General features: G+C 42.2%; 13 protein-coding genes and 1 pseudogene. 1 reads left to right on the top strand and 13 read right to left on the bottom strand.

What is annotated here, in order from left to right; translation table 11 throughout:
* Positions 1–159: 159 nt before the first annotated feature.
* The 13 genes and pseudogenes from D0T85_RS19880 to D0T85_RS19940 form a co-directional block, all read right to left on the bottom strand.
* On the bottom strand, positions 160–570 hold the full coding sequence (locus tag D0T85_RS19880) for an ADP-ribosylation/crystallin J1 (RefSeq protein WP_163215260.1): 411 nt from the start codon (positions 568–570) through the stop codon (positions 160–162).
* Positions 567–1,109, bottom strand: a complete 543-nt coding sequence (locus tag D0T85_RS19885; RefSeq protein WP_163215261.1) for an RNA 2'-phosphotransferase — start codon at positions 1,107–1,109, stop codon at positions 567–569. Before D0T85_RS19885 ends, D0T85_RS19880 begins: the two co-directional genes overlap by 4 nt.
* A gap of 4 nt (positions 1,110–1,113) precedes the next feature.
* The gene (locus tag D0T85_RS19890) at positions 1,114–1,593 is read right to left on the bottom strand and encodes a macro domain-containing protein (protein ID WP_163215262.1); all 480 of its coding nucleotides are present in this window, start codon (positions 1,591–1,593) and stop codon (positions 1,114–1,116) included.
* Positions 1,565–1,996, bottom strand: a pseudogene (locus tag D0T85_RS19895) (NADAR family protein); the annotation flags it as partial. The gene D0T85_RS19890 and the pseudogene D0T85_RS19895, both read right to left, overlap by 29 nt.
* 19 nt (positions 1,997–2,015) lie before the next feature.
* Entirely contained in the window at positions 2,016–2,606 is a 591-nt protein-coding gene (locus tag D0T85_RS19900) for a DUF4291 domain-containing protein (protein WP_163215263.1), read from the bottom strand.
* Positions 2,603–3,169, bottom strand: coding sequence for an NADAR family protein (locus D0T85_RS19905; protein WP_163215264.1), 567 nt, complete (start codon positions 3,167–3,169; stop codon positions 2,603–2,605). The genes D0T85_RS19900 and D0T85_RS19905 overlap by 4 nt, the downstream gene beginning before the upstream one ends.
* A gap of 1 nt (position 3,170) precedes the next feature.
* Positions 3,171–4,526 carry a coproporphyrinogen-III oxidase family protein gene (locus D0T85_RS19910; protein ID WP_163215265.1) on the bottom strand — a complete coding sequence of 452 codons (1,356 nt, stop codon included), beginning with the start codon at positions 4,524–4,526 and terminating at the stop codon, positions 3,171–3,173.
* A 16-nt stretch (positions 4,527–4,542) separates the two neighbouring features.
* A complete protein-coding gene (locus D0T85_RS19915) occupies positions 4,543–5,244 on the bottom strand; it encodes an NUDIX domain-containing protein (RefSeq protein WP_163215266.1) in 702 nt (233 codons plus the stop codon).
* A gap of 934 nt (positions 5,245–6,178) precedes the next feature.
* Positions 6,179–7,894, bottom strand: a complete 1,716-nt coding sequence (locus D0T85_RS19920; RefSeq protein WP_163215267.1) for a cellulase family glycosylhydrolase — start codon at positions 7,892–7,894, stop codon at positions 6,179–6,181.
* A complete protein-coding gene (locus tag D0T85_RS19925) occupies positions 7,878–9,635 on the bottom strand; it encodes a hypothetical protein (RefSeq protein ID WP_163215268.1) in 1,758 nt (585 codons plus the stop codon). Before D0T85_RS19925 ends, D0T85_RS19920 begins: the two co-directional genes overlap by 17 nt.
* A 24-nt stretch (positions 9,636–9,659) precedes the next feature.
* A complete protein-coding gene (locus D0T85_RS19930) occupies positions 9,660–11,633 on the bottom strand; it encodes a hypothetical protein (protein ID WP_239060774.1) in 1,974 nt (657 codons plus the stop codon).
* A 26-nt stretch (positions 11,634–11,659) separates the two neighbouring features.
* Positions 11,660–13,336: a RagB/SusD family nutrient uptake outer membrane protein gene (locus D0T85_RS19935; protein WP_163215269.1), complete on the bottom strand. Its 1,677-nt coding sequence runs from the start codon at positions 13,334–13,336 to the stop codon at positions 11,660–11,662.
* A gap of 126 nt (positions 13,337–13,462) precedes the next feature.
* On the bottom strand, positions 13,463–16,657 hold the full coding sequence (locus tag D0T85_RS19940) for a TonB-dependent receptor (RefSeq protein ID WP_163215270.1): 3,195 nt from the start codon (positions 16,655–16,657) through the stop codon (positions 13,463–13,465).
* A 222-nt stretch (positions 16,658–16,879) separates the two neighbouring features.
* Here D0T85_RS19940 and D0T85_RS19945 point away from each other — a divergent pair, with 222 nt between their 5' ends.
* Positions 16,880–20,338: a glycoside hydrolase family 2 TIM barrel-domain containing protein gene (locus D0T85_RS19945; RefSeq protein ID WP_163215271.1), complete on the top strand. Its 3,459-nt coding sequence runs from the start codon at positions 16,880–16,882 to the stop codon at positions 20,336–20,338.
* The last annotated feature ends 162 nt before the right edge of the window (positions 20,339–20,500 follow it).

Genomic DNA, 20,500 nt, shown 5'->3' on the forward strand with positions numbered 1-20,500 from the left:
CCCGGTACGGGTTGCATCGTATCTACCATGCAACCCGTACCGGGTTGTGAAGAGTATTATCATTGCCTTTCTATTGATATGAATGCCCTACGGGCATTTCCGAAAGCTCAGTGTTTCTGTGACTCTGTGTTTTTATTTTAGTTCAACTGATAATTCAGGTTAGAATCGTTGAGTAGTAATGAATTTGGTTGCAACATCCTCCTGTGCCGCATCAAACTTATTACCAAAGAATACTTTCTTAACTTCAATATTTCCTATCATATTTGCATTAAACTCTTCAAGTTCTTCTGCGGGCACCCATAGCTCGTTGTGTATAAAACCACCTACATTATGTACTTCATATTTTTTGAGATATTCTGTAGGCATTTGGAAAGCAGTTACTATACCACAATAGCCGGAAAACTCATCATTTATATTCCATTTCTCAGCAATTTGTTCGGCATATTCCTGGTTAAGAACCGGATAAAAGATGGGTTGCCACTCCAATCGTGGAGGGAAACCCTTAAAATTCAAATCTATTATTAGTTGTAATTCTTTTAAGCCTACTGGCCTGTATAATGTTGTTTTCATTTTGATATATATTGGGGATCGACATAGTCTGTGAGCCATACCCCATTATCGGATACAAAGAAACTAATCCCTTCCCGGTGCATTTTTCCCGACATAATGGTAAGTACCACAGCTCTTCCGTGTCGCGAACCAACTTTTACAGCGGTTACTTCATCCTTACTTAAATGTACATGTTGGCGGCTGCCCTTCACTATTCCATTCTCCATAATAGAAGACAGAAAGCGATCGGCCGTGCCATGATACAAGTATTCGGGTGGCTCTACAGGCTTTAGCTCCAAATCGATATTAATGGAGTGGCCCTGGTTGGCTCTTATCTTTGTATTATCGTCGTTAAAAGAATATCGTTTCTTATCGTTGGTAGCTACAATCTCTTCCAGTTGTTTCATGGTGAAAGATACCCGATGCTTTGCACATTTCGATATCAGCTCATCTACATTTGCCCAACCGTTATCATCGAGTTTGAGCCCAATCTTTCCCGGTTCATGCCGAAGTATAAGACTGATAAACTTTCCTATCCGTTTTTTTTCTTGTTCGTTCATATCTTTATTCATAATCATAGACGTAAACATCTATGTCGTTACTTAATAGCGTTTTCTCAATAAGTGGTTCAATCTTTTCCCACTTGCCACCGGCCAATCCACAACCAATGCGGGGCATGTGTACACTGGCATTTAACAGCTTGGCTTCTTCGGCCAGCTTATCCAAACAGGCTTCTACGGCATCGTACCGGATAGGCACACCAGCGCTACGGCTGGTTTTAATGCCGCATTGTCCTATCATGTTTGCCACATAAATGTACGGTTCTACCTTTATTACTTCAATATTACCCAGTGCAAAATTATTTTCTGCCCTTAAATGATGCCATCCCCTGTATGCTTTTTCTGGTTCGGGCCAGCGGTTGGAGATAGCAAGTACAAAACCTTTTCCCCATCCGCCAATATCATTGCAAATATGAGCAATTATTTTTATTCCACTTGCTTGTGGCGAAGTGGCATCACCTTTTAAATATATTATTGTTTTCATTTTGCAGTTTTTCTCTTATTTCCATCAATAGCCGTCCCAGCATATTCTTTCCACTTCCATCACCTCCATCACCCCAATAACTATCATTCGCAGTATGCTCTACCAGTTTTGCATCAGTGGTAGATAGTAATAGTTCTTTCAGGTCTGTGTGTTGTGTAAACTTAGCTATCAAGGCCATTTTCATTACTCCTACTTTTACTGACTCCCAGTCTCTTCGCAACTTTTGCTTTCGGTCACGTCCTAATGTGGCAGCAAGCATGGGAGTTGAAGCTGTACGGATTTTCTTACAATAGGCCTTGTTGGAAAACTTTTGTGCCTGAAAGTAATGTTCAACAGTTGCCCAATACTGTTTGTCTAAAGTAAATCCATAATAGGCAAAGTTGGAAAATTCACCATATTCATCGCTTACACTATAGTTTCCATTAGTCCATGCCCAAACGTTTCATTATCTCCTCGGATACAGGGTAAACTTTCTCTTTTGGCAGAAGCTTTTTTGCTTTATCATGGTGGCCATTCATTTTAAGATCATAGATTTTATTTGCTAATGTAGTATAATCTATTATATTTACAATCCATTCTTCGTTATATTCTTTAATAAGTTGCCGACTGATTCCTACTTGTATGGATCTATAATTGAGTTTCTCGCCTCTGATTGACCGTTCGGGATCCCACTGCACATTTACTGTGGCTGTTTCTTTGAGTTCCTTCCATTCTTCCCCACTTGCATAAACTCCCTCTTTGGGATGAGAAAGAACTGCTTGCGACAGTGCATATTCCCAGGCCGACCGTTTGATACGTATGGCCAATATATACTCTTGCCCGCTTTTCCTCCCATATCCTGCCCGTTCCATCATCCAGAGGAAGGACGGTTTTATCCATGTCATACGGTTGTACGAGAAGTGGGAACTGAATTTTTTATCCCGGATTGCCGGTTTAGCTATTTCTGCTCTGTAAGCTTGGTATACTATAATTGTTTCGCGATCGTAATCGGCTCTTATTTCAAATTGTTTCATGTTTTTTCTTGTTTAAGTTGATCCCTGACTTCCATCAGGGCAAATCCCAAAAGGTTAGAACCTTTCCATAAATAGGGATTTTCAATGTTTATGTTATCTTGTGCCATACCTATACCCCATATATTATCCACAGGGCTTGCCTCAACCAATACTTTATCTGCTGTATTAATCAGGAATCTTTTCAGGTCGGGGTGCTGTGAGAATTTGTACAGATTCCCTTCGCAAACAATCCTGAAACAGTTTTCGCCCCATACCTTAGGATCGAAGTTGCACACCTTGCGACCTAGCTTCTTGGCTTCGAATGGCGTTTTGGTTTTCAGAATCTTATCGAACATCTCCTGATCATTGAACAACTGTGCTTTCTGCCCCATCATCCAATGCTCGGCGGTTGGGTAGTCAACACCATCAACAGTAAATACTGCCGGCCACCACTGACTAAAACAAGATTTAGTAACCGAACCATCTTTTGAGGCGGCATGTCCCCAGAAGAATAGGTATTCTATCTTTTCGGCTTTCTGTACTTTTTCGAGTAACCAATCTGTGTTGTATGTATTGTATTTCATATTACTTCAATATTTTTTCGATATTCATTGTCATCAATTCATTTTTACTTCTATCTGAATAGAACATAGGTATTACGCCACTTAAGTGAGCAACACCGTTTCTGGTTACCATAAATTGATTATTGTCTATTTCTGCCAGGTTCCATAGTTTCAGATAGTCAATTTCTTTTCCGAATACGTCTGTAAACTCTTTGTTAAATCTCTGTTTAAAAGCTTTCAGGTCTACAAACCCAAAGTAAAACATTACCGACAGTGCTTTAGCCATCATCTCTTCTTCAGGAAGTTGGTAGATATCTTGGATGGGGAAAATACCTTTTTCAACCTCGTTCATGTATTTTATAATACTCTTAGTGGCGGCACCTTGGTTGTATGCCAGATAATTTAAGCCTAAAGATTGTGCACCTGCCCCAAGCCCTAAGTAAGGTGTAGCTTTAATCACCCTGTTGGTTAGATAGTCGCTAGTTCCATGATCATTTTCAATGCGGCTGAACGTATTTTTACCATAATTACCTTTATACCCATTTTGAGTTAATATTTCGTAAGCAACCCTGTATTGTTGATTTACTTTGTTTCTGGTAACACTAAAAGCATCTGTGGCTATCTGGGTTAATTTATACCTCATTTCGTAAAGCGTGATGTATTCCGGAGCCAGTGATACAGTATACTCAACAGTACTTTTAAAGTCTTCAATAGATTGCTCTTTAAAACCATACATCAAGTCTACATTAAACCGGTTAAATCCTGCCTTGCGTATAGCGTCTACAGCTTTCCTATAAAGAAGAGTATCGCCCTCGCGTTCCATTTTCTTCAATAATTCCTGATTTACCGTTTGTACACCCATACTTAAACGACGGAAACCCAATTGGCGTATATCCTTCAACTCATCGAATTTGTGTACAGCATTATAGGGAGTTGTTTCTATAGACCAGGTTATATCATTGGTAATATTGAATGTATTTAATAACTTATTGGTTATTTTCTCTATACGTGCTGCTCCTAACTCGGTGGGAGTACCCCCGCCGATATCGAAACCAACAATTTTGGTATCATCTCTTACAATACGACTGTACAGTTCAATCTCTTTCAATGCTGCTTTCAGGTACTCGTCTTTCATTTCGGCTTCATTGGGTGCAACTACTACGTACTCACAAAACTTACACCGTGACTTGCAAAAAGGAACATGAAAATATAAAGCAAGTTCCTTTACTTTATCATACTCTTTTTCTAAAAAGCCATGAATTTCTTCGCTTCCTTTAATTGCATACTCTCTCACCGAAGTTGGGGTTAACGGATAAGCTGTGTTGGCAATGTAATGCAACTCCATTCCCCTATCGTATAAATCATTCAAATCTATCATTGTGTTTGTGTTTTTGCTATAATTCAAAATAGAATCCTTTTTTAGATAACTCATCGTATTTATTTTTATCGAAACAATACAGTTTCGGAGCTCTGTTTTGGGCGCCTCGTTGTACATCTCCAGTATCTACCAGAATACCAAACGACAGCATTTTTTTCCGGAAATTGCGTCTGTCGAGTGATTCTTGTAATATGGTTTCGTAAAGCCGGTGCAAATCGGGCAAAGTAAATCGCTCCGGTAGCAATTCGAACCCAATAGGTTGATACTTTATTTTTCCTTTAAGTCGTTCCAAGGCCTTATTGAGAACGCTTTTATGGTCGAAAGCAAGTTTAGGAACCTCACTCAATCCAAACCAACGAACAGTAGTTGTATCCAATCCGGCAATAGCGTTGTAATCCGAACGTTTAACCAAAGCATAATGGGCTATGCTTACAACCCGGTAACGTGGGTCACGATCAACAGCCGAGAAAGTATAAAGTTGTTCCATAAATATATTCTCTAAACCTGTTTCTTTCTTCAATATACGCCGGGAACAGGTTTCAGCATCTTCGTCCATGTTAAGAAAACCACCTGGTAAAGCCCATTCGCCAATGTAAGGTTCAATGCCTCTTTCAATCAGGAGTATCTTCAACTCACCTTCGTCAAAGCCGAAGATTGCACAGTCCGTAGTAACTGCGGGACGCGGATATTCGTAGATATATTGGTTTTGATTGATCATAACAACTTTGTTTGTGTTGGTTTTACGCGAACAAAGGAACGGATAATATTTTAAACCGCCAAATAGTTTGCGTAAAAAATACCATAACCATTGGTTTGTTATCCATATAGGCTATAATACATCGTTATTCGAGCCCTTTTAATAAGTATTCCAGGTTATCTGTGTTGTTATCTCCACATTGGGGAAAGGGAGTTCTTGTGCCAGAATTTTCAGCTTCTATAAAGAAAGCCAACGGCATCACGGTAGGAAGCCAACAGTTTCACGGTAGGAAACCAACGGTTTCACGGTAGGAAACTACTAGTTTCCTATATATGAAACTACTTGTTTTCTATGTAGGAAACAACTTGTTTTCTATATAGGAAACTACTTGTTTCACTGCACAAAACAAAAATGAAACTAGTTGTTTCATGCATGTTTGCGTGTGCTGGCAAATTGTAATCATATTTGCCAGCACACTTTGCCAGCACGCTTTAATTAATTGCTAATCAAATACATAAGTGGCTGTGTGCTGGCAGTGCTGGCAAATTTCGAGTTTTAAACTTCTGGGAGGGGATGAATTTTAGTGTTGTTAGGAGCTGAAGTGAACTAAAATAAAAACACAGAGTCACAGAAACACGGAGCTTTTCCTTGTGCTGAACACAGAGGCTTCGCTTTTGTCGTATAACTCAAAATAGGCCAACGGCCTTATAGCTTCTAGCGTCAACGGCCTACGCAATGATGTTACATGAAAATGCGAGGCTGTAGGCCTCGAAGCGTATTTGTAAGAAAGCTCCGAGGCTTACAGCCTCGCATTCCATGTGATATCCTTCATCGTAGGCCGTTGGCCTATTTTGAGTTATTGTACGACAAAAGCGAAGCCTCCGTGTTCAGCACAAGGAAAAGCTCCGTGTTTCTGTGACTCTGTGTTTTATTCCTTTTCTATCTGAAATGAACATCAATACGGATACTTCCCTTCTTTTGCTCCTTTCATAATTCCATCGTAGGCATAGTTGTCTTTTACTTCGCCTGTAGAACGATTGATAATTCTACCTGTTTCCCAATAGAAAGGAACCAAACCATGATTCTTAGCTTCGCGGGTAGCTGTTGCATCGTATTGGTTGCGCGACAAATTGTGTGCTTCCTGATTCTCGCCCAGATCAGAATGAAGAGTGATTGCACCATACTCGCCTAGGATAACCGGAATACCTTTGTCTACAAACTTTGTTTTCATGCGGGCAAAGAGGGCTTTCATCTCAGCCTCGTCGCCGAAAGTAGCGTTGCGGTCGGAACCGGCTACTTTGTAATCTCCCCAGAAGTAAGCCATTCTGCCCCAGTCTTCGTCTTTGTCCATACCGCAGAATGTCCATGGGTTGTAGTAGTGCACTTCAACCATCATACGATTCTTAACAACATCGGTTGGCATATCAAACAGTTTATCTGTTGTTTCAATGTCGGTTTTCGGACCTTGAACAATGAGGTTGCGTACAGCGTTGTTGCCACCTGTGGCACGTACGGCATCAATAAATGTTTGTTCGTAGCTTTTCAATACGGCCATCTGTTCGGCAGTTTCTACATTGGGTTCGTTGCAACCGGCAAATAATAGATGTTCGTCGTAATGATTCAGTTTATTGGCAATTTGTGTCCACAATGCTTTTTGCTTCTTGTTGTTTTCTTCCTGTTTGCCGGGTGTGCAGTTGTTTTCCAGCCAACCGCCATCCCAGTGGATGTTAACAATAGCATACATATCGTTGCTTACACAATAACCAACCACTTCGTTTACACGGTCGAGCCAGCTGTCTTTAATTTTATAAGTAGCCTCATCTACGATGTAACCGTTCCAGGCACAAGGCAATCGTACGGCATTGAAACCCAGTTCTTTTATCCGCTTTACATAGCTTTCGGTTATCTTTGGATTACCCCAGGCTGTTTCGCTGGGTGTTTCACCATTATAAGCTTCGAGTGTATTACCAATGTTCCAGCCGGCATAGATTTTAGCAGCTAATACCAAAGCATCACTCTCCATCCCTGCATTGGGAATTTCTTTGGCAAGCTGGTTTACAGTAACCGTTTCGGTAAGATTGCCCAATGTAAAGGTAATGGTTCCTGTACGGGCTTCGCCATAGTTGGCAGCCACCTTGAAAGTCATTACCTGCTCTGCCATAGCACGGGTGGGTGCTTTGGTAATCCAGCTATCGTTACAAGTAGCGGTAACTGTGCCGTTTGTAGTAAGTTTCACTTCAATATCGGCACCTGTTCCGGCTATATCATTAAATGTTGTTTGTGGTATAATCAATCCATCGTTAGCAGGTTGCAGTACATTAACGGTTTCGGTTATATTGCCACCTTTTATAATGATTGTAGTTGAACGCTCTTTGGTATTTGGATTAGCATCTATAGTAACTGTGTACTTATAAATGGTGGCCGATGCAGATGTGGCTGGTGCCACGTGGCACCAGCTTTCATCGTTACTTTTTACTTCTAATGTTACATTCGACTTGATAGAAAGCGTCTCTGTACCTCCCGCTTTAGGGATTTTTATTTCCGGATTGGCAACAGTAATTTCGGGTGTTACCGGATCCTTGCTGTCGGAGCAAGCTATTGTTAGTAAAGAGACAAATGATAATACTATCAGTGTCAAACTCATTTTGAATTGTTTAATGGTTGTTTCCATATTTCTCTAACTGCGGAATGTAATTAATACTAAGCAAACATGGGCCCTGCGAAGGATCGGTACGTACAACCGCAAGCTGCATGGATGATTTTGTCAGAGAAAGAATCTTAATATCTGTTTTCTTATTATCTACAAAGTTTGGAACATAATTGGTTGGAGCCAGAATGTCTACATCGAGTGTAATGGTTTTGTTTTCCTCGTCAATAGTAAATGTACCTGTTTTCTCAACAAAAGTACCTTCGGCAGTAACTTGCGAAACAATTACTTTGTTTACACCTCCTTCTTCCAGGAAAGTCATATAACCACGGCAGTTATCAGCACTTCCGCCAACCGCCCATGAGTTACCGGCAAAGTCGGCAGCCCAGTTCCACGAGTCGCCCACAACGGGTTCGCCATTGGTTACAGTTGCCCACGAATCGTCCATACCATAGAAGTAAGTAGGTCCCGGGAAAGTTAAATAAGAGCCATCCGTATTTAAGTCGATTTCCCAAGTATTATAGAGCAATTCTTTTTCGAATTTTACATTCTTAGCTGTTGATACCGGACGAACAGCAATTGCCTGATAACGGGCTGTTGTAGTTTTACTCTGCATAGCAGAAGTAAATTCATAACTCAGTGCAAAATCGGTATTCGATGGATTCACTGTGCCTGTCATATAGATTCCTTTCGCACCCTGATCGGTAACTTCGTTCATTGTACGTGAACCTGCAGCAGGAAGGAATATGGAGTTTCCGTTAGGACCAGTCAACTTAAATCCTGTTACACCATCTTGTTCGGTCCACTCTGAGGTACAAATAGCAAACAGTTCTTCAAAATCGGCTGCTGTTGGCAATGTTACTTTACCACTATACACTACATTGGCAATATCGTAGGCTGTTTTGTATGTATCTGCTGTTGTTGGATAATCGCCAACATTGATACTGTTGTTACAACCGGATAGATCGCCAAAGCCGAAAAGTCCGCCAAAGTCGGTTGCATTCTTAGCACCTACATTGAAACGTGCCCATTTAACAGAGAGTCCCAGATCAACCAGGTCGTTATCAAGATCGAACTCATAACCAGCAGTAGTGAAGTTTTCTACATCACCATAAATAATACCACTACCTAAATTAAGGTAAGCTGCATAATAATAGGTTGTATTGGGAAGCAAACCGCTACGTTGAATACCAAAATCAGCCGAGAGGGTTGTGTTCTCTACAATTAAACCACTACGAACGGCTTCGGCATTGGGCAAGGTAGATATTACAATACCACATGTGGCATCACTTGGATAGTCGGTCAATGTTCCTCCCAATGTTGCCGAAGCATAGTCGACTGCTGTTGCCGATTTGGTAGCTACTTTGGCATTGGTTGTTACCAGACTCTTCACTTCGCCTTTATAATATACCTTACCTTGCAAACGCACAAATGCCTGATAGTAGAGGGTAGCGTTATTTTGCAAGCTATTAAGTGTTGCCGAGAAAGCACCATCTTCGAGCGTAGTTGTAACACTCTCTTCAAGATTACCTTCGGTAAAGCCATACATAAATCCTACTGCATACGCATTAGATGCCATGTTGTTTAAACCATCTACCGTACCATATAAAGTAGCTGTAGTGGCTGTAACCTCTGATGAGCCTGTTACTACAGACGAGTTGTTCAATACAGGTGTAGTATGTATTGCGTAATTATCGTCCTCGCATGAGGCTAACGAAAGCCCCATGATGAGTGATAGTATTCCTAAATATATTTTTGTCTTCATATATACTAAATGTCTTTAAGGTGATTATTCAATGGTCATTGAAGTAACTTGAACCGTAACTGCCGAAGCATCGAATGTACCATCTTCGAGTAGAGGAGCAGAAACCAAACCATCAATTTGCATAGCAATAGTTGCACAGCTTGGTGCAGTGGCAAAGTTTGCAGTGGCTCCGGTAGTATTGGTAAATGTTACAGTTGTTTCACCGCTTTTGTTCAGGCTCACAGCCGAAGCGTCATCAAAACAAGCAGGTTCCCAAAGGCCATCGCCAATGTTATGACAGAATGCTACCTTAGGATTAGCACCCTCGTTCCAGGTAATTCCGCTAACATTGAACTTGATTACAATTTTCTGATCCTTCTTCACTTTTACCTTAGCAATGTCGAGTGGCCATTCTTTATCACCCCATGGGTTATAGAATTCAATTCTGAAATACTTAGAAGCCTCTACATAGCAATTCAGTTTGGAATTATCTACAGCAATTACAGTAGGTCCCGATTCGGATGTGATTGGTTTAATAATCAGGTTGGCACACAGATAACGGTTTACTGCACCTGTTTCATCTGTTCCTGCCGGAATTCCTAATACAACCTGGCTATCATCAGGCGAACAAGCCATTACAGTGAATTCTTTCCCTTTAATATCTATTGTTGTATAATCATTCGATGCAGAGAGTAAAGATACCTCGTCGGCAAAAATAATTTTATTACCTGCAATTGTAAATGTGGTAGCTGTACCTCCGGCAACCGTTTCAAGTTCGCAAGAGTAGGTTCCGGCTGTGCCTGTTGTAGAGAGGTTCATTGCAAAATCACCGGCATCGGCAAATGTAGGAGTCCATGTAGAAGAATAATCTTCTGCACCATCGAAACCATTCGATTCCCATTTACCAGTTGCGCTGTTCCACCACATCCAGTCGTAAGGAGCATCTTCATTGAGTAGTAATGTGGTTGCTGTAGCTACATACGAAGCATTTGAACCAACAATGGTAAAGAGCAATTCGCTTAGGTTGCTGTATTCCGGTTCTTGTACCGGAGTGGTTGGCAACAAACCCGGATCATCAGTTGGAATCAAAGAAGGATCTTGTTGAGCCTCTTCTGATATGAAATTCCAAACAAGCCACCAAGCCCCTTCGCTATTGGTACGCATGGTAGCAATCTGAAGCAAGTAAGGTGTTAATTCAATAATTTGCAGATTAATTGCATAATTGTCGCAAACATCGTCGAAGCCGGCATTATGCAGAGAGTAGCAACCATCGAACGTAATTGTTGGGCGTTTAGGATCCGAAAGGTTCAAACTGAATTTACCATTCATCATAGTACCACCGCTGCCATCGTTGCGAAATACCTGAGCGGTACAGCCATTGGCAGCATCAAGGCCGAAGGTCATATACGAACTCATGTAAGGATCATCGGCCGGAATTAACCACGATTGGAATCCAGGATCCCAGTTAGGCGCCCAGTTTGAACCGCCAAATAGTAAATCGGAACTATTCGAACCATCGTTTCTCACATCAGTAGGACTCATATACATTACCGGACCTGTACAGTTTCCGATACCGTAATTGCCATCCATAGGTAACCATTTACGGGTTTTGCCTACACCACCTGCCAGATTGCTCCAAATTTCGTTGCTAAGCATATTGAAGTTGTTAGCTTCAACTGTAAACTTGTAGGGTGCTCCATAAACCGGGCCGGCTTGAGTCATCACACCAAAAGTTACTTCATAATCGCCAGCAAAAGGTAACTCAATGTCCATATTTGCACTTTGCGAACGGCCCTGTGGTGTTTCCCAAAGAGGGGTAGCACCGGTAATGAGCGATTGCAGATGTATAGTATTGGGGTCCTGGGCATCGGGAGTTACTTTAAAAGCTATGCCCTGCACCAAATCATCGGCCACATAAGTAGTTTTACCCAAATCGTACTTTTCGGGCGTACAAGCACTGAACAATACCATGCCTGCTACAAGTGTATATATATAAGATTTTAATTTCATATTCTTCATGATATTAATTGTTATTACCTTACCAATTACCATCCGGCATTTTGTGTTAACATACCATTAGCCAATGTTATTTGGTTATAAGGAATCTGGCTAAGACCTTTCGTTTCGCGAATACGGTCGGCATTGATCTTTATTACATCGGCACTACCACCGCTGAAGGTTGTGGCCTCAAGTGCCAGTTTGTTAGCTGCATAATCTACTCCCTGACGAAGCAAATCCCAATAATTAATACTTTCGAACGCAAACTCAAGACGACGTTCCTGCATAATATTCTCCTTTGTTACCGATAGTTGCGAATAACCGGAAGAGAGTTCGCCATTGGTAGTGTAAGCACGTTTACGAACAGCATCGAAGTAACTTTGTGCATTAGGGCTTCCCAATTCGGCAGCCATCAGCAATACATCCGCATAGCGGATAATAACATAATCCTGATGATTGGAGGTTTGGAAATCGCCCGAACCATCTTCTTTCGAAGCAGAAGTTCCGTCGGCAAAGCACAAAGGAGAATATTTCTTCACAGCATAACCGGTATATTCGCGTTGATCTTTGTAGCTGTTTGCAAAATCGGTTGATGAAGTAATACCTTCACCTTCCAGATCAATGATAGAAGCGCTGCGGCGTGTATCTCCGTTTGGAAATTCGTCAACAAAAGCCGGATTAACTGTTAAACCTCCCCAGCCTTTTCCATAAGGGGCAGCATTGAGCGAACGCATACCCACCATTACCTGCCAGCGGTTGCCGTCGTTGTTTCCATCATAATCCTGCGAGCTGGTAAACTTCATGGCAAGAACGGTTTCGCTGTTACCGTCGCCGGCATAAGTACCATAAAGCGTTTCCATATCAGCTACCTCGGCAACACCGGCCGATGCGGCAGGCCATAGGTTCTTGAATTCGCTAACTAACTGGTATTCGTTCGAAGAGATGATCTCTTCTACAGCAGCCAAAGCTTCTGCCTTGCTGGCACCAGTTGGTTCGGTTCCGTAATAACCGGTATAATAAAGGTATGCACGTGCAAAGAGAGCACTGGCAGCATATCTTGTAACATGACCATCGTTGCTTGATGCATTTGCTTTTGGATAAGCATTGGCAGGAATATTAGTCATGGCATATTTCAAATCTTCAAAGATCAGTGCAAACACTTCGGAAGCATCAGATTGCGGACGGTTTTCGTTTACCGGCGCATCGAACAAGGGAATACTGCCCCACAGGCGAACCATATCAAAATAGAGCAGTGCACGTATGGCACGGCATTCGCCTATATATGTTGTGTGCTTGCTGTCTGTATCTTTCCACTCAATCTGTTCTTCGTGTGCCAAAAGTTCGTTGCAACGATAAACAGCTGCATAATAGTTTTTCCAATCGGCTTCGTACAGATTAAGATCGGAAGGCGATTGTGAGATATCAAAACGGTCTATTGCCTGATAACCGCGTCCATCGGCATTACCGGTTGCGCCAAAGCACTCGTAACTCATGGTTTCGGAACCCAGATAGAAGCCAGTGGCCATAGCCGAAGAGGTTTGACGCCATCCGTCGTAACAACCAATCAAGGCACGCCAGGCATCATTCTCTGTTTTATAAAAAGTTTCTGTATTTGACTCTGTTTTCGACGATACGTCGAGAAAACTATCGAGGCAGGAAGTCATACCCATTCCTAAACTTAAGCAAAGGGCACCTGCTAATATGTTGATTTTCATTTTATTCATAATTTTTTATTAGTAGCTAGTAGATAGTAGTTAGTAGTTAGTAGATAGTAGTTAGAAGTTAGCTACTAGTTAATAGATGGTTTACTGCTAGCTACTAACTACTAGCTACTAGCTACTAACTACTAACTAAAACTTAAGATTAACACCAAAAAGAATAGTACGCGGACGTGGGTAATAACCGATATCAATGCCCGATGCCCAGCCTTGTCCACCATCTCCCTCAGGGCCATAACCAATTTCGGGATCCATACCATCGTACTTAGTAAATGTAAAGGCATTCTGTACCTGAGCATAAACACGTGCCTGGCTGAATATCCTTGACTTTCTCAGTAATCTTGAGAAATCGTAACCGATAGTTATGTTACTGATGCGCATATAATCAGCATCCTGTACATAAAGATCGGAGAACTGCCAGTTAATGTTTTGATTGGTAACACGGGGGATGCGGTTGCTTGTACCTTCGCCTGTCCAACGGTCGAGGATGGCAGTTGTATAGTTTGCCTGAATACCTGTATGGTTACGGTAAGACTGAACAATTTGCTGACCCGCAGCACCATTTGCCAGAATAGAGAAGTCGAAACCTTTGTAATCGAACCCTAGATTGATACCGAATGTAAAGTCGGGCATACCGTTACCCAGATTCACTTTATCATTATCGTTGATTACACCATCGTGGTTAACATCAATGTATTTCACATCACCGGGTTGTACATCGCTTTGAAGTACACCATTGCCAGCTGCAATCCAATCTGCAATTTCCTGTGTGTTCTGGAAAAGACCAGCTGTTTTATATCCCCAGAAGTAGCCAATTGGTTTACCGTTCTCTGCACGGTAGAATTCGGCAGAATTGTCGTAAAGCTGGTTGGTAGAACCGTGAATAATACCATCTTCTGTTGGAATCTGGCCTACCTTATTCTTATTATAAGCACCATTCAGCCCGATGGTATAGTTAAAGTCTTTTCCAACACGGTCGTTCCATGTTAATGCTAACTCAACCCCTGTATTCTTTACGCTACCTCCATTTATATAAGGTGCACCAGCACCTACTGTAGCAAGAATAGGAGCTTCGACCAGCCAGTCTTTGGTTTCTTTCAGATAGAAATCGAAGTTTGCACTTAAACGACTGTTGAGGAAGCGGGCATCGAACCCAATATTGGTTTGCTCGGAAGTTTCCCACTTCACATTTGGATTAGCCAAGCGGCTTGGATATGCACCCCAGTTGCTGGCCAATTGGCTGGCAGCATCGGCATCACCATATCCGCTACCAAACAGGTAGTGTGTGTTGGTGTTTCTAATAGGAGCCAGGTATTGGTAGTTGCTGATGTTTTGGTTACCCACCTGTCCCCAACTGGCACGTATCTTCAAAAAGTCTAACCACGATTGAGTATTCTCCATAAACGCCTCGTTAGATATTGTCCAACCTGCCGAAACAGATGGGAAATAACCAAAACGGTTTCCACTGGCAAAGCGAGAAGAACCATCGGCACGCATGGTTGCGTTTACCATATAAGTTTCTTTCCAGTTCCAACCTAAACGGGCGAAATAAGATACACTACGACTATCGTCGTGCGGATTACCCGATGCACCCAATCCTTCGGTGCTGGAAGAAGCAGTACCATTATTTATATAAGCATATTGCCAGCTATCGAAACCTTCTTTCAAGCCACCGTTGGTAGCTCTGAGATAAGTACCCTCGTAACGATAAGCTTCCATACCAAGCAATGCGTTGAAAGAATGTTCGTTGATTGTCCAATCGTAAGTGGCCGTATTGGTCCACGTCATACCCAAACCATGATTCATGTTTTGTGAAACTTCGGTGCGTGTATCGTTATAGGTGTATTGGCTAAAACGATATAAGGGTTTAAAGTCTCTGTATTCGCTCGAGTTATAAACAATCCCAAATACAGTACGCAGTTTCAGGTTCTTTATGGGTTCTATTTCGGCATACAGGTTACCGTTGAATGTTGCTGTTTTGTTCTCGTTGTTGGTATTGGTCATCATTTGCCCGTAAGGGTTACCATCACCTTTGTTCCAATCACTATCGGTAGTGTCGTTATACGGAGAATCATATTTGTTGTTATCGCTATAAATAGGAACAATAGGCGAAGTTCCAAAAGCACCCCTCAACGTATTGTTGTATTGATTGCCTACTCCAATACCATTATTCTTTTTATATACAAAACTTACCTGCTCGCCAATTTTCAGGAAGTTGTTAAACAGTTTGTGCTCAGAGTTAATACGGAAGTTATACCGTTCGTAGTTAGAAACATCGGCTCCACCTACAACACCTTCCTGATTCATATATCCCAACGAGATAGCATACGTTGAAGTGGCCGAACCACCTGAAATTCCAAGTGTATAACTCTCGGTGGTAGCATTGTCTTTAAACATTGCATCAACCCAGTCTGTATTGTAAACGTTTCCGTTTGCATCGTAAATAGAAGTATAGCCGCCCCAGTCGTAAACCGCGTTACCGCTATTCAGTGCCTGCTCGTCCATAATAGTCATGTACTGCTGTGCATTCAGCATATTTGCTTTACGAGCCACGTTTTGAACACCATAATAAGCATCGAAGGTAACTTGCGCCTTTCCTTCTTTACCGCTTTTTGTTGTAATAAGCACTACGCCATTAGCAGCTTGTGCACCGTATATAGCAGCCGAGGCTGCATCTTTCAATACATCGATACTTTCAATATCGGCAGGGTTAAGTGTCGATATATCGCCCCCTACACCGTCGATCAGGTAAAGTGGACTTGAGTTTCCTACTGTACCCAAACCGCGGATGCTTACCTTCATATCACTACCCGGCTGGCCCGAAGTAGATGAAATGCTAACTCCGGGAGTTTGTCCCTGCATAGCTTGCAGTGGGTTGGTGGTGTTTAGTTTGGCAATGTTTTCGCCTTTTACCTGAACGGTAGCACCAGTTACCAGTTTCTTTTTCTGTACCCCATAACCTACAACTACAACTTCGTCAAGCATTTCGGCATCTTCACTAAGCGTTACATTAATTACTTGCTGCCCCGAATATGTAATTTCCTGAATCACATATCCTACATACGAAAATTGTAAGATATCACCCGAGGTTACACTTAATGAATATTTTCCGTCAAGGTCGGTTATTGTACCGCTTCCGGTTCCTTTTACTGCCACACTTACACCAATAAGCGGTTCACCATCGCTTGCCGATGTCACCGTACCGGTAATTGTTGTGCTCTGTAAAGGATTTGCCCAAAGACTTATTGCAGGCAAAAGAAGTAATATTGCCATTGCAATACTGCATAAATAGATTTTTATGCGTTTTTGATGAAATGTCTTTCTCATCGTACACTGTTTAATGGTTAAATATCAATGGTTAATTTGGTCCTGTTGGATCGATTCAAAGTTAGAGGTAATTGCATAATAAATTAATCAGTAATGTTAACCATAGGTCTATAAACGGTAGCGGCAAGGGAGTTAAATGTAATTTAGATGGGTATGAATTGTTATATTCTATAAATTGCTATCTTCGCACAATGAATAGTAATTCTAAATAACCCATAAATCATGAAACAATCATCTGTGAAATTAATGGCCTGTTTACTGGCATTTACTTCGCTTGGAGTATCTCCCACAATGCAGGCAGACGAGAAGCGGCCCTACTGGAACGATCTCAATGTAATTAGTGTAAATAAAGAGTATCCACGTACCACATTTATGAGCTACGACAACCCCAAGGATGCTATGACACTGAAGTACGAAAACAGTAAGTACTATTACCTGTTAAACGGAACCTGGAAGTTCTACTTTACAAACGATCAACGACAATTACCCCCAAACATTACCGATGCTAATCAGGATGTATCGACCTGGAACGATATTAAAGTACCAGGTAACTGGGAGTTACAAGGATTTGGCGAAGCCTACTATGTAAACCAACCCTACGAATGGGATACTTACAAACCTACCCCACCACTGATTCCCGAAGCAAACCCGGTAGGGGTTTACCGCAGAGACTTCGAAATTCCGGCCGACTGGACAAACCGGGATCTTTATCTGCATATCGCCGCTGCCAAATCGGGACTGTATGTGTATATTAATGGACAGGAAGTTGGGTACAGCGAAGATTCTAAGGACCCGGCCGAGTTTAAAATCAACTCGTACATTAAACCGGGAAAGAATGTGTTAACCCTTAAGATATATCGTTGGAGTACCGGTTCGTGGCTGGAAGCACAAGACTTTTTACGTGTTAGTGGCCTTGAACGCGATGTGTTTATCTGGTCGCAACCCAAAACCGCAGTCAAAGATTTCCGCGTAGTATCTACCCTCGACGATCATTATAAAGATGGTATTTTTAAACTGGGTGTGGATATTAAAAATACTTCGACCGCACCTAAAAGCGTATCGGTAAAATACCAATTATTGAACCGTAACGGAAAAGAAGTAGCTGTAGAAACTCAAAACATTGAGGTAGCAGGCCAAAGTGTTGCAACAGCCAACTTCAATAAGAACTTTCCCGGAGTAGAGACATGGACATCCGAACATCCCAACCTCTATAAGCTATTAATGACAGTTGAGGAGAACGGTAAAACCATTGAAATAGTACCTTTTAGGGTAGGATTCCGCCGTATTGAAATAAAAGACACCGACCAAATGCTTAATGGCAAACCAATGCGCCTTTTCTTTGTAAACGGTCAGCCCATTAAACTGAAAGGAGTAAACATACACGAAACATCCGAAGACGGGCATTACATTACCCCCGAAAGAATGCGTCGCAACTTCGAACTGATGAAACTGCACAATATTAACTCTGTGCGCCTCAGCCACTATCCACAAGACCGCAAGTTCTATGAAATGTGCGATGAATACGGATTATATGTATACGATGAAGCAAATATTGAATCGCACGGTATGCGTTATACCATTTATCAGGAAGATATGCGCATGGGAACATTGGGGCACGAAGTAGGCGAATCTAAAACAGAAAGTGCACTGAAAGGAACACTGGGACATAACCCCGATTACCTGGAAAGTCATAAATCGCGCTGGCTGGCTATGTTCGAACGCAATAAGAATTATCCTTCCGTAACCATTTGGTCGTTAGGTAACGAGGCCGGAAACGGATACAACTTTTACAACGGTTATGTAATGGTTAAAGAATTGGATAAAGACCTCATGGCGCGTCCGGTATGTTACGAACGTGCTTTGGAAGAGTGGAATACCGATATGATTGTTCCTCAATATCCTTCGGCCGGTGGAATTGCTTACTATGGCAAAAACGGTCGCCGGGTGAAAAGTGCAAATAACCGCCCTTATATTCCTTCCGAATACTCGCATGCTATGGGTAACTCCAACGGTAATCTTTACGACCAATGGGTAGAAATCTACAAATACCCCAACCTGCAAGGTGGATATATTTGGGAATGGATTGACCACGCTGTAACCTGGCAAAAGAACGGTAAAACCATCTGGGCGTATGGTGGCGACTTTGGTAAAGATCAGCCATCGGATGGAAACTTTGTGGCCGATGGTGTTATCAGTCCCAATCAAGACCCTCATCCTGCAATGGCAGAGGTTAAGTATGCGCATCAAAATGTTGGATTTGAAGCCCGTGATCTGGATAAAGGCGAGATCACCATTAAGAACCGTTTCTATTTTACCAACCTGTCAAAATACAAGTTTACATACAAAATACTGGAAAACGGTAAAGTTATCAGTACAGCAACATTGCCACTAACAGTTGCTCCGCAAGATTCAACCTTTGTAACCATACCAGTAAATAAACTGAAAGCAAAACCCGGTGTAGAGTACTTTGTGAATTTTGAAGTAACAACCCTACAGCCCGAACCATTGATTCCTGCCGGTCATGTAATTGCACACGATCAGTTCCAATTACCAATAAAAGCCGATAAGAAAGCATACACCAACGCCAGCGGACCAAAACTGGATGTGTCCGACTCGGGAAATACGCTGGTTGTAAGTTCTTCGAAGGTGTACTTCGAATTGAATAAACAAACCGGTATTGTTACTTCTTATAAAGTAGACGGACAAGAGTTTTTTGAAGATGGATTTGGTATTCGCCCCAACTTCTGGCGTGCACCTAATGATAACGATTATGGCAACCTGGCCCCTATTCGTTTGCAAGTATGGAAACAAGCAGGTAAGGAGCTAAAAGTAGCTACCGCCTCGGCCAAAGAAGCTGGTAACACAGTGGTAATGACAGTTGACTACGCATTGACTCCCGGCAATAATTATATTGTTGCCTACAAAATTTATCCATCGGGAGTTGTACATACAGCTGTTAAATTTACCCCGGCATACACCGAAGCTCAAAAGGTAGAAATGGAGGTTAATATCCTGGCACTAGAAGCAACTCAATCGGTAGAAGCCCCTGCCGGACAACCTCAAAAGAAAGCCGAACGTTTGGAAGTGCCTCGTATCGGTATGCGTTTCCGCTTGCCTGCATCTATGAATCAGGTACAATATCTGGGCCGTGGCCCCGAAGAAAACTACATAGACCGCTATATGAGCACCCATGTAGGATTGTATAAAACCACTGCCGACGATATGTACTACCCGTATGTGCGTCCGCAAGAGAACGGTCATCATACCGATACCCGTTGGCTGGCCTTGCAAACCACAGCCGGAAAAGGGTTGTTAATTGCTGCCGACAATACAATAGGATTCAATGCGTTGCGCAACTCTATCGAAGATTTCGATAGCGAAGAGGCCGATGCTCCTTACCAGTTCCGCAACCTTACTCCGTTTGAAAAAGCCAACCGAACAGTGGAATATGCCCGCAACCGTTTACCCAAACATACACACGCTGCCGATATTACTCCACGTAACTTTGTAGAGGTTTGTGTAGATATGAAGCAGTACGGCGTTGCCGGATACGATAGTTGGGGTGCCCGTCAGGAACCCGATTGCACCATCTATGCCGACCAGGAGTATAACTGGGGCTTTACACTGATACCTGTTTCGGGTAATAAGGAGGTTGAACAGAAAGCTATTCTTAAATATTAAGTAATAGGAAAGCACTGAAAGTGCGTTCGATTTAGCCCAGGGTTTTAACTCAGTCATGTTCGGAAGAAATCCCGAAGGGATTGAATTTGAATAACCCCCAGTGAAGGGCGAAGCCCGACTGGGGGGATGCGTATCCCTATAACTCACAACGCCGAAGGTGTT

Origin of the sequence: Bacteroides sp. 519, from assembly GCF_010500955.1 — a bacterium.
In the GTDB taxonomy this organism is placed as follows: domain Bacteria; phylum Bacteroidota; class Bacteroidia; order Bacteroidales; family Bacteroidaceae; genus Bacteroides.

Excerpts from the sequence above, each read along its gene's own strand:
- D0T85_RS19880 (WP_163215260.1), bottom strand. The coding sequence starts at position 570 with ATGAAAACAACATTATACAGGCCAGTAGGCTTAAAAGAATTACAACTA.
- D0T85_RS19885 (WP_163215261.1), bottom strand. The coding sequence starts at position 1,109 with ATGAACGAACAAGAAAAAAAACGGATAGGAAAGTTTATCAGTCTTATA.
- D0T85_RS19890 (WP_163215262.1), bottom strand. The coding sequence starts at position 1,593 with ATGAAAACAATAATATATTTAAAAGGTGATGCCACTTCGCCACAAGCA.
- D0T85_RS19900 (WP_163215263.1), bottom strand. The coding sequence starts at position 2,606 with ATGAAACAATTTGAAATAAGAGCCGATTACGATCGCGAAACAATTATA.
- D0T85_RS19905 (WP_163215264.1), bottom strand. The coding sequence starts at position 3,169 with ATGAAATACAATACATACAACACAGATTGGTTACTCGAAAAAGTACAG.
- D0T85_RS19910 (WP_163215265.1), bottom strand. The coding sequence starts at position 4,526 with ATGATAGATTTGAATGATTTATACGATAGGGGAATGGAGTTGCATTAC.
- D0T85_RS19915 (WP_163215266.1), bottom strand. The coding sequence starts at position 5,244 with ATGATCAATCAAAACCAATATATCTACGAATATCCGCGTCCCGCAGTT.
- D0T85_RS19920 (WP_163215267.1), bottom strand. The coding sequence starts at position 7,894 with ATGGAAACAACCATTAAACAATTCAAAATGAGTTTGACACTGATAGTA.
- D0T85_RS19925 (WP_163215268.1), bottom strand. The coding sequence starts at position 9,635 with ATGAAGACAAAAATATATTTAGGAATACTATCACTCATCATGGGGCTT.
- D0T85_RS19930 (WP_239060774.1), bottom strand. The coding sequence starts at position 11,633 with ATGAAGAATATGAAATTAAAATCTTATATATATACACTTGTAGCAGGC.
- D0T85_RS19935 (WP_163215269.1), bottom strand. The coding sequence starts at position 13,336 with ATGAATAAAATGAAAATCAACATATTAGCAGGTGCCCTTTGCTTAAGT.
- D0T85_RS19940 (WP_163215270.1), bottom strand. The coding sequence starts at position 16,657 with ATGAGAAAGACATTTCATCAAAAACGCATAAAAATCTATTTATGCAGT.
- D0T85_RS19945 (WP_163215271.1), top strand. The coding sequence starts at position 16,880 with ATGAAACAATCATCTGTGAAATTAATGGCCTGTTTACTGGCATTTACT.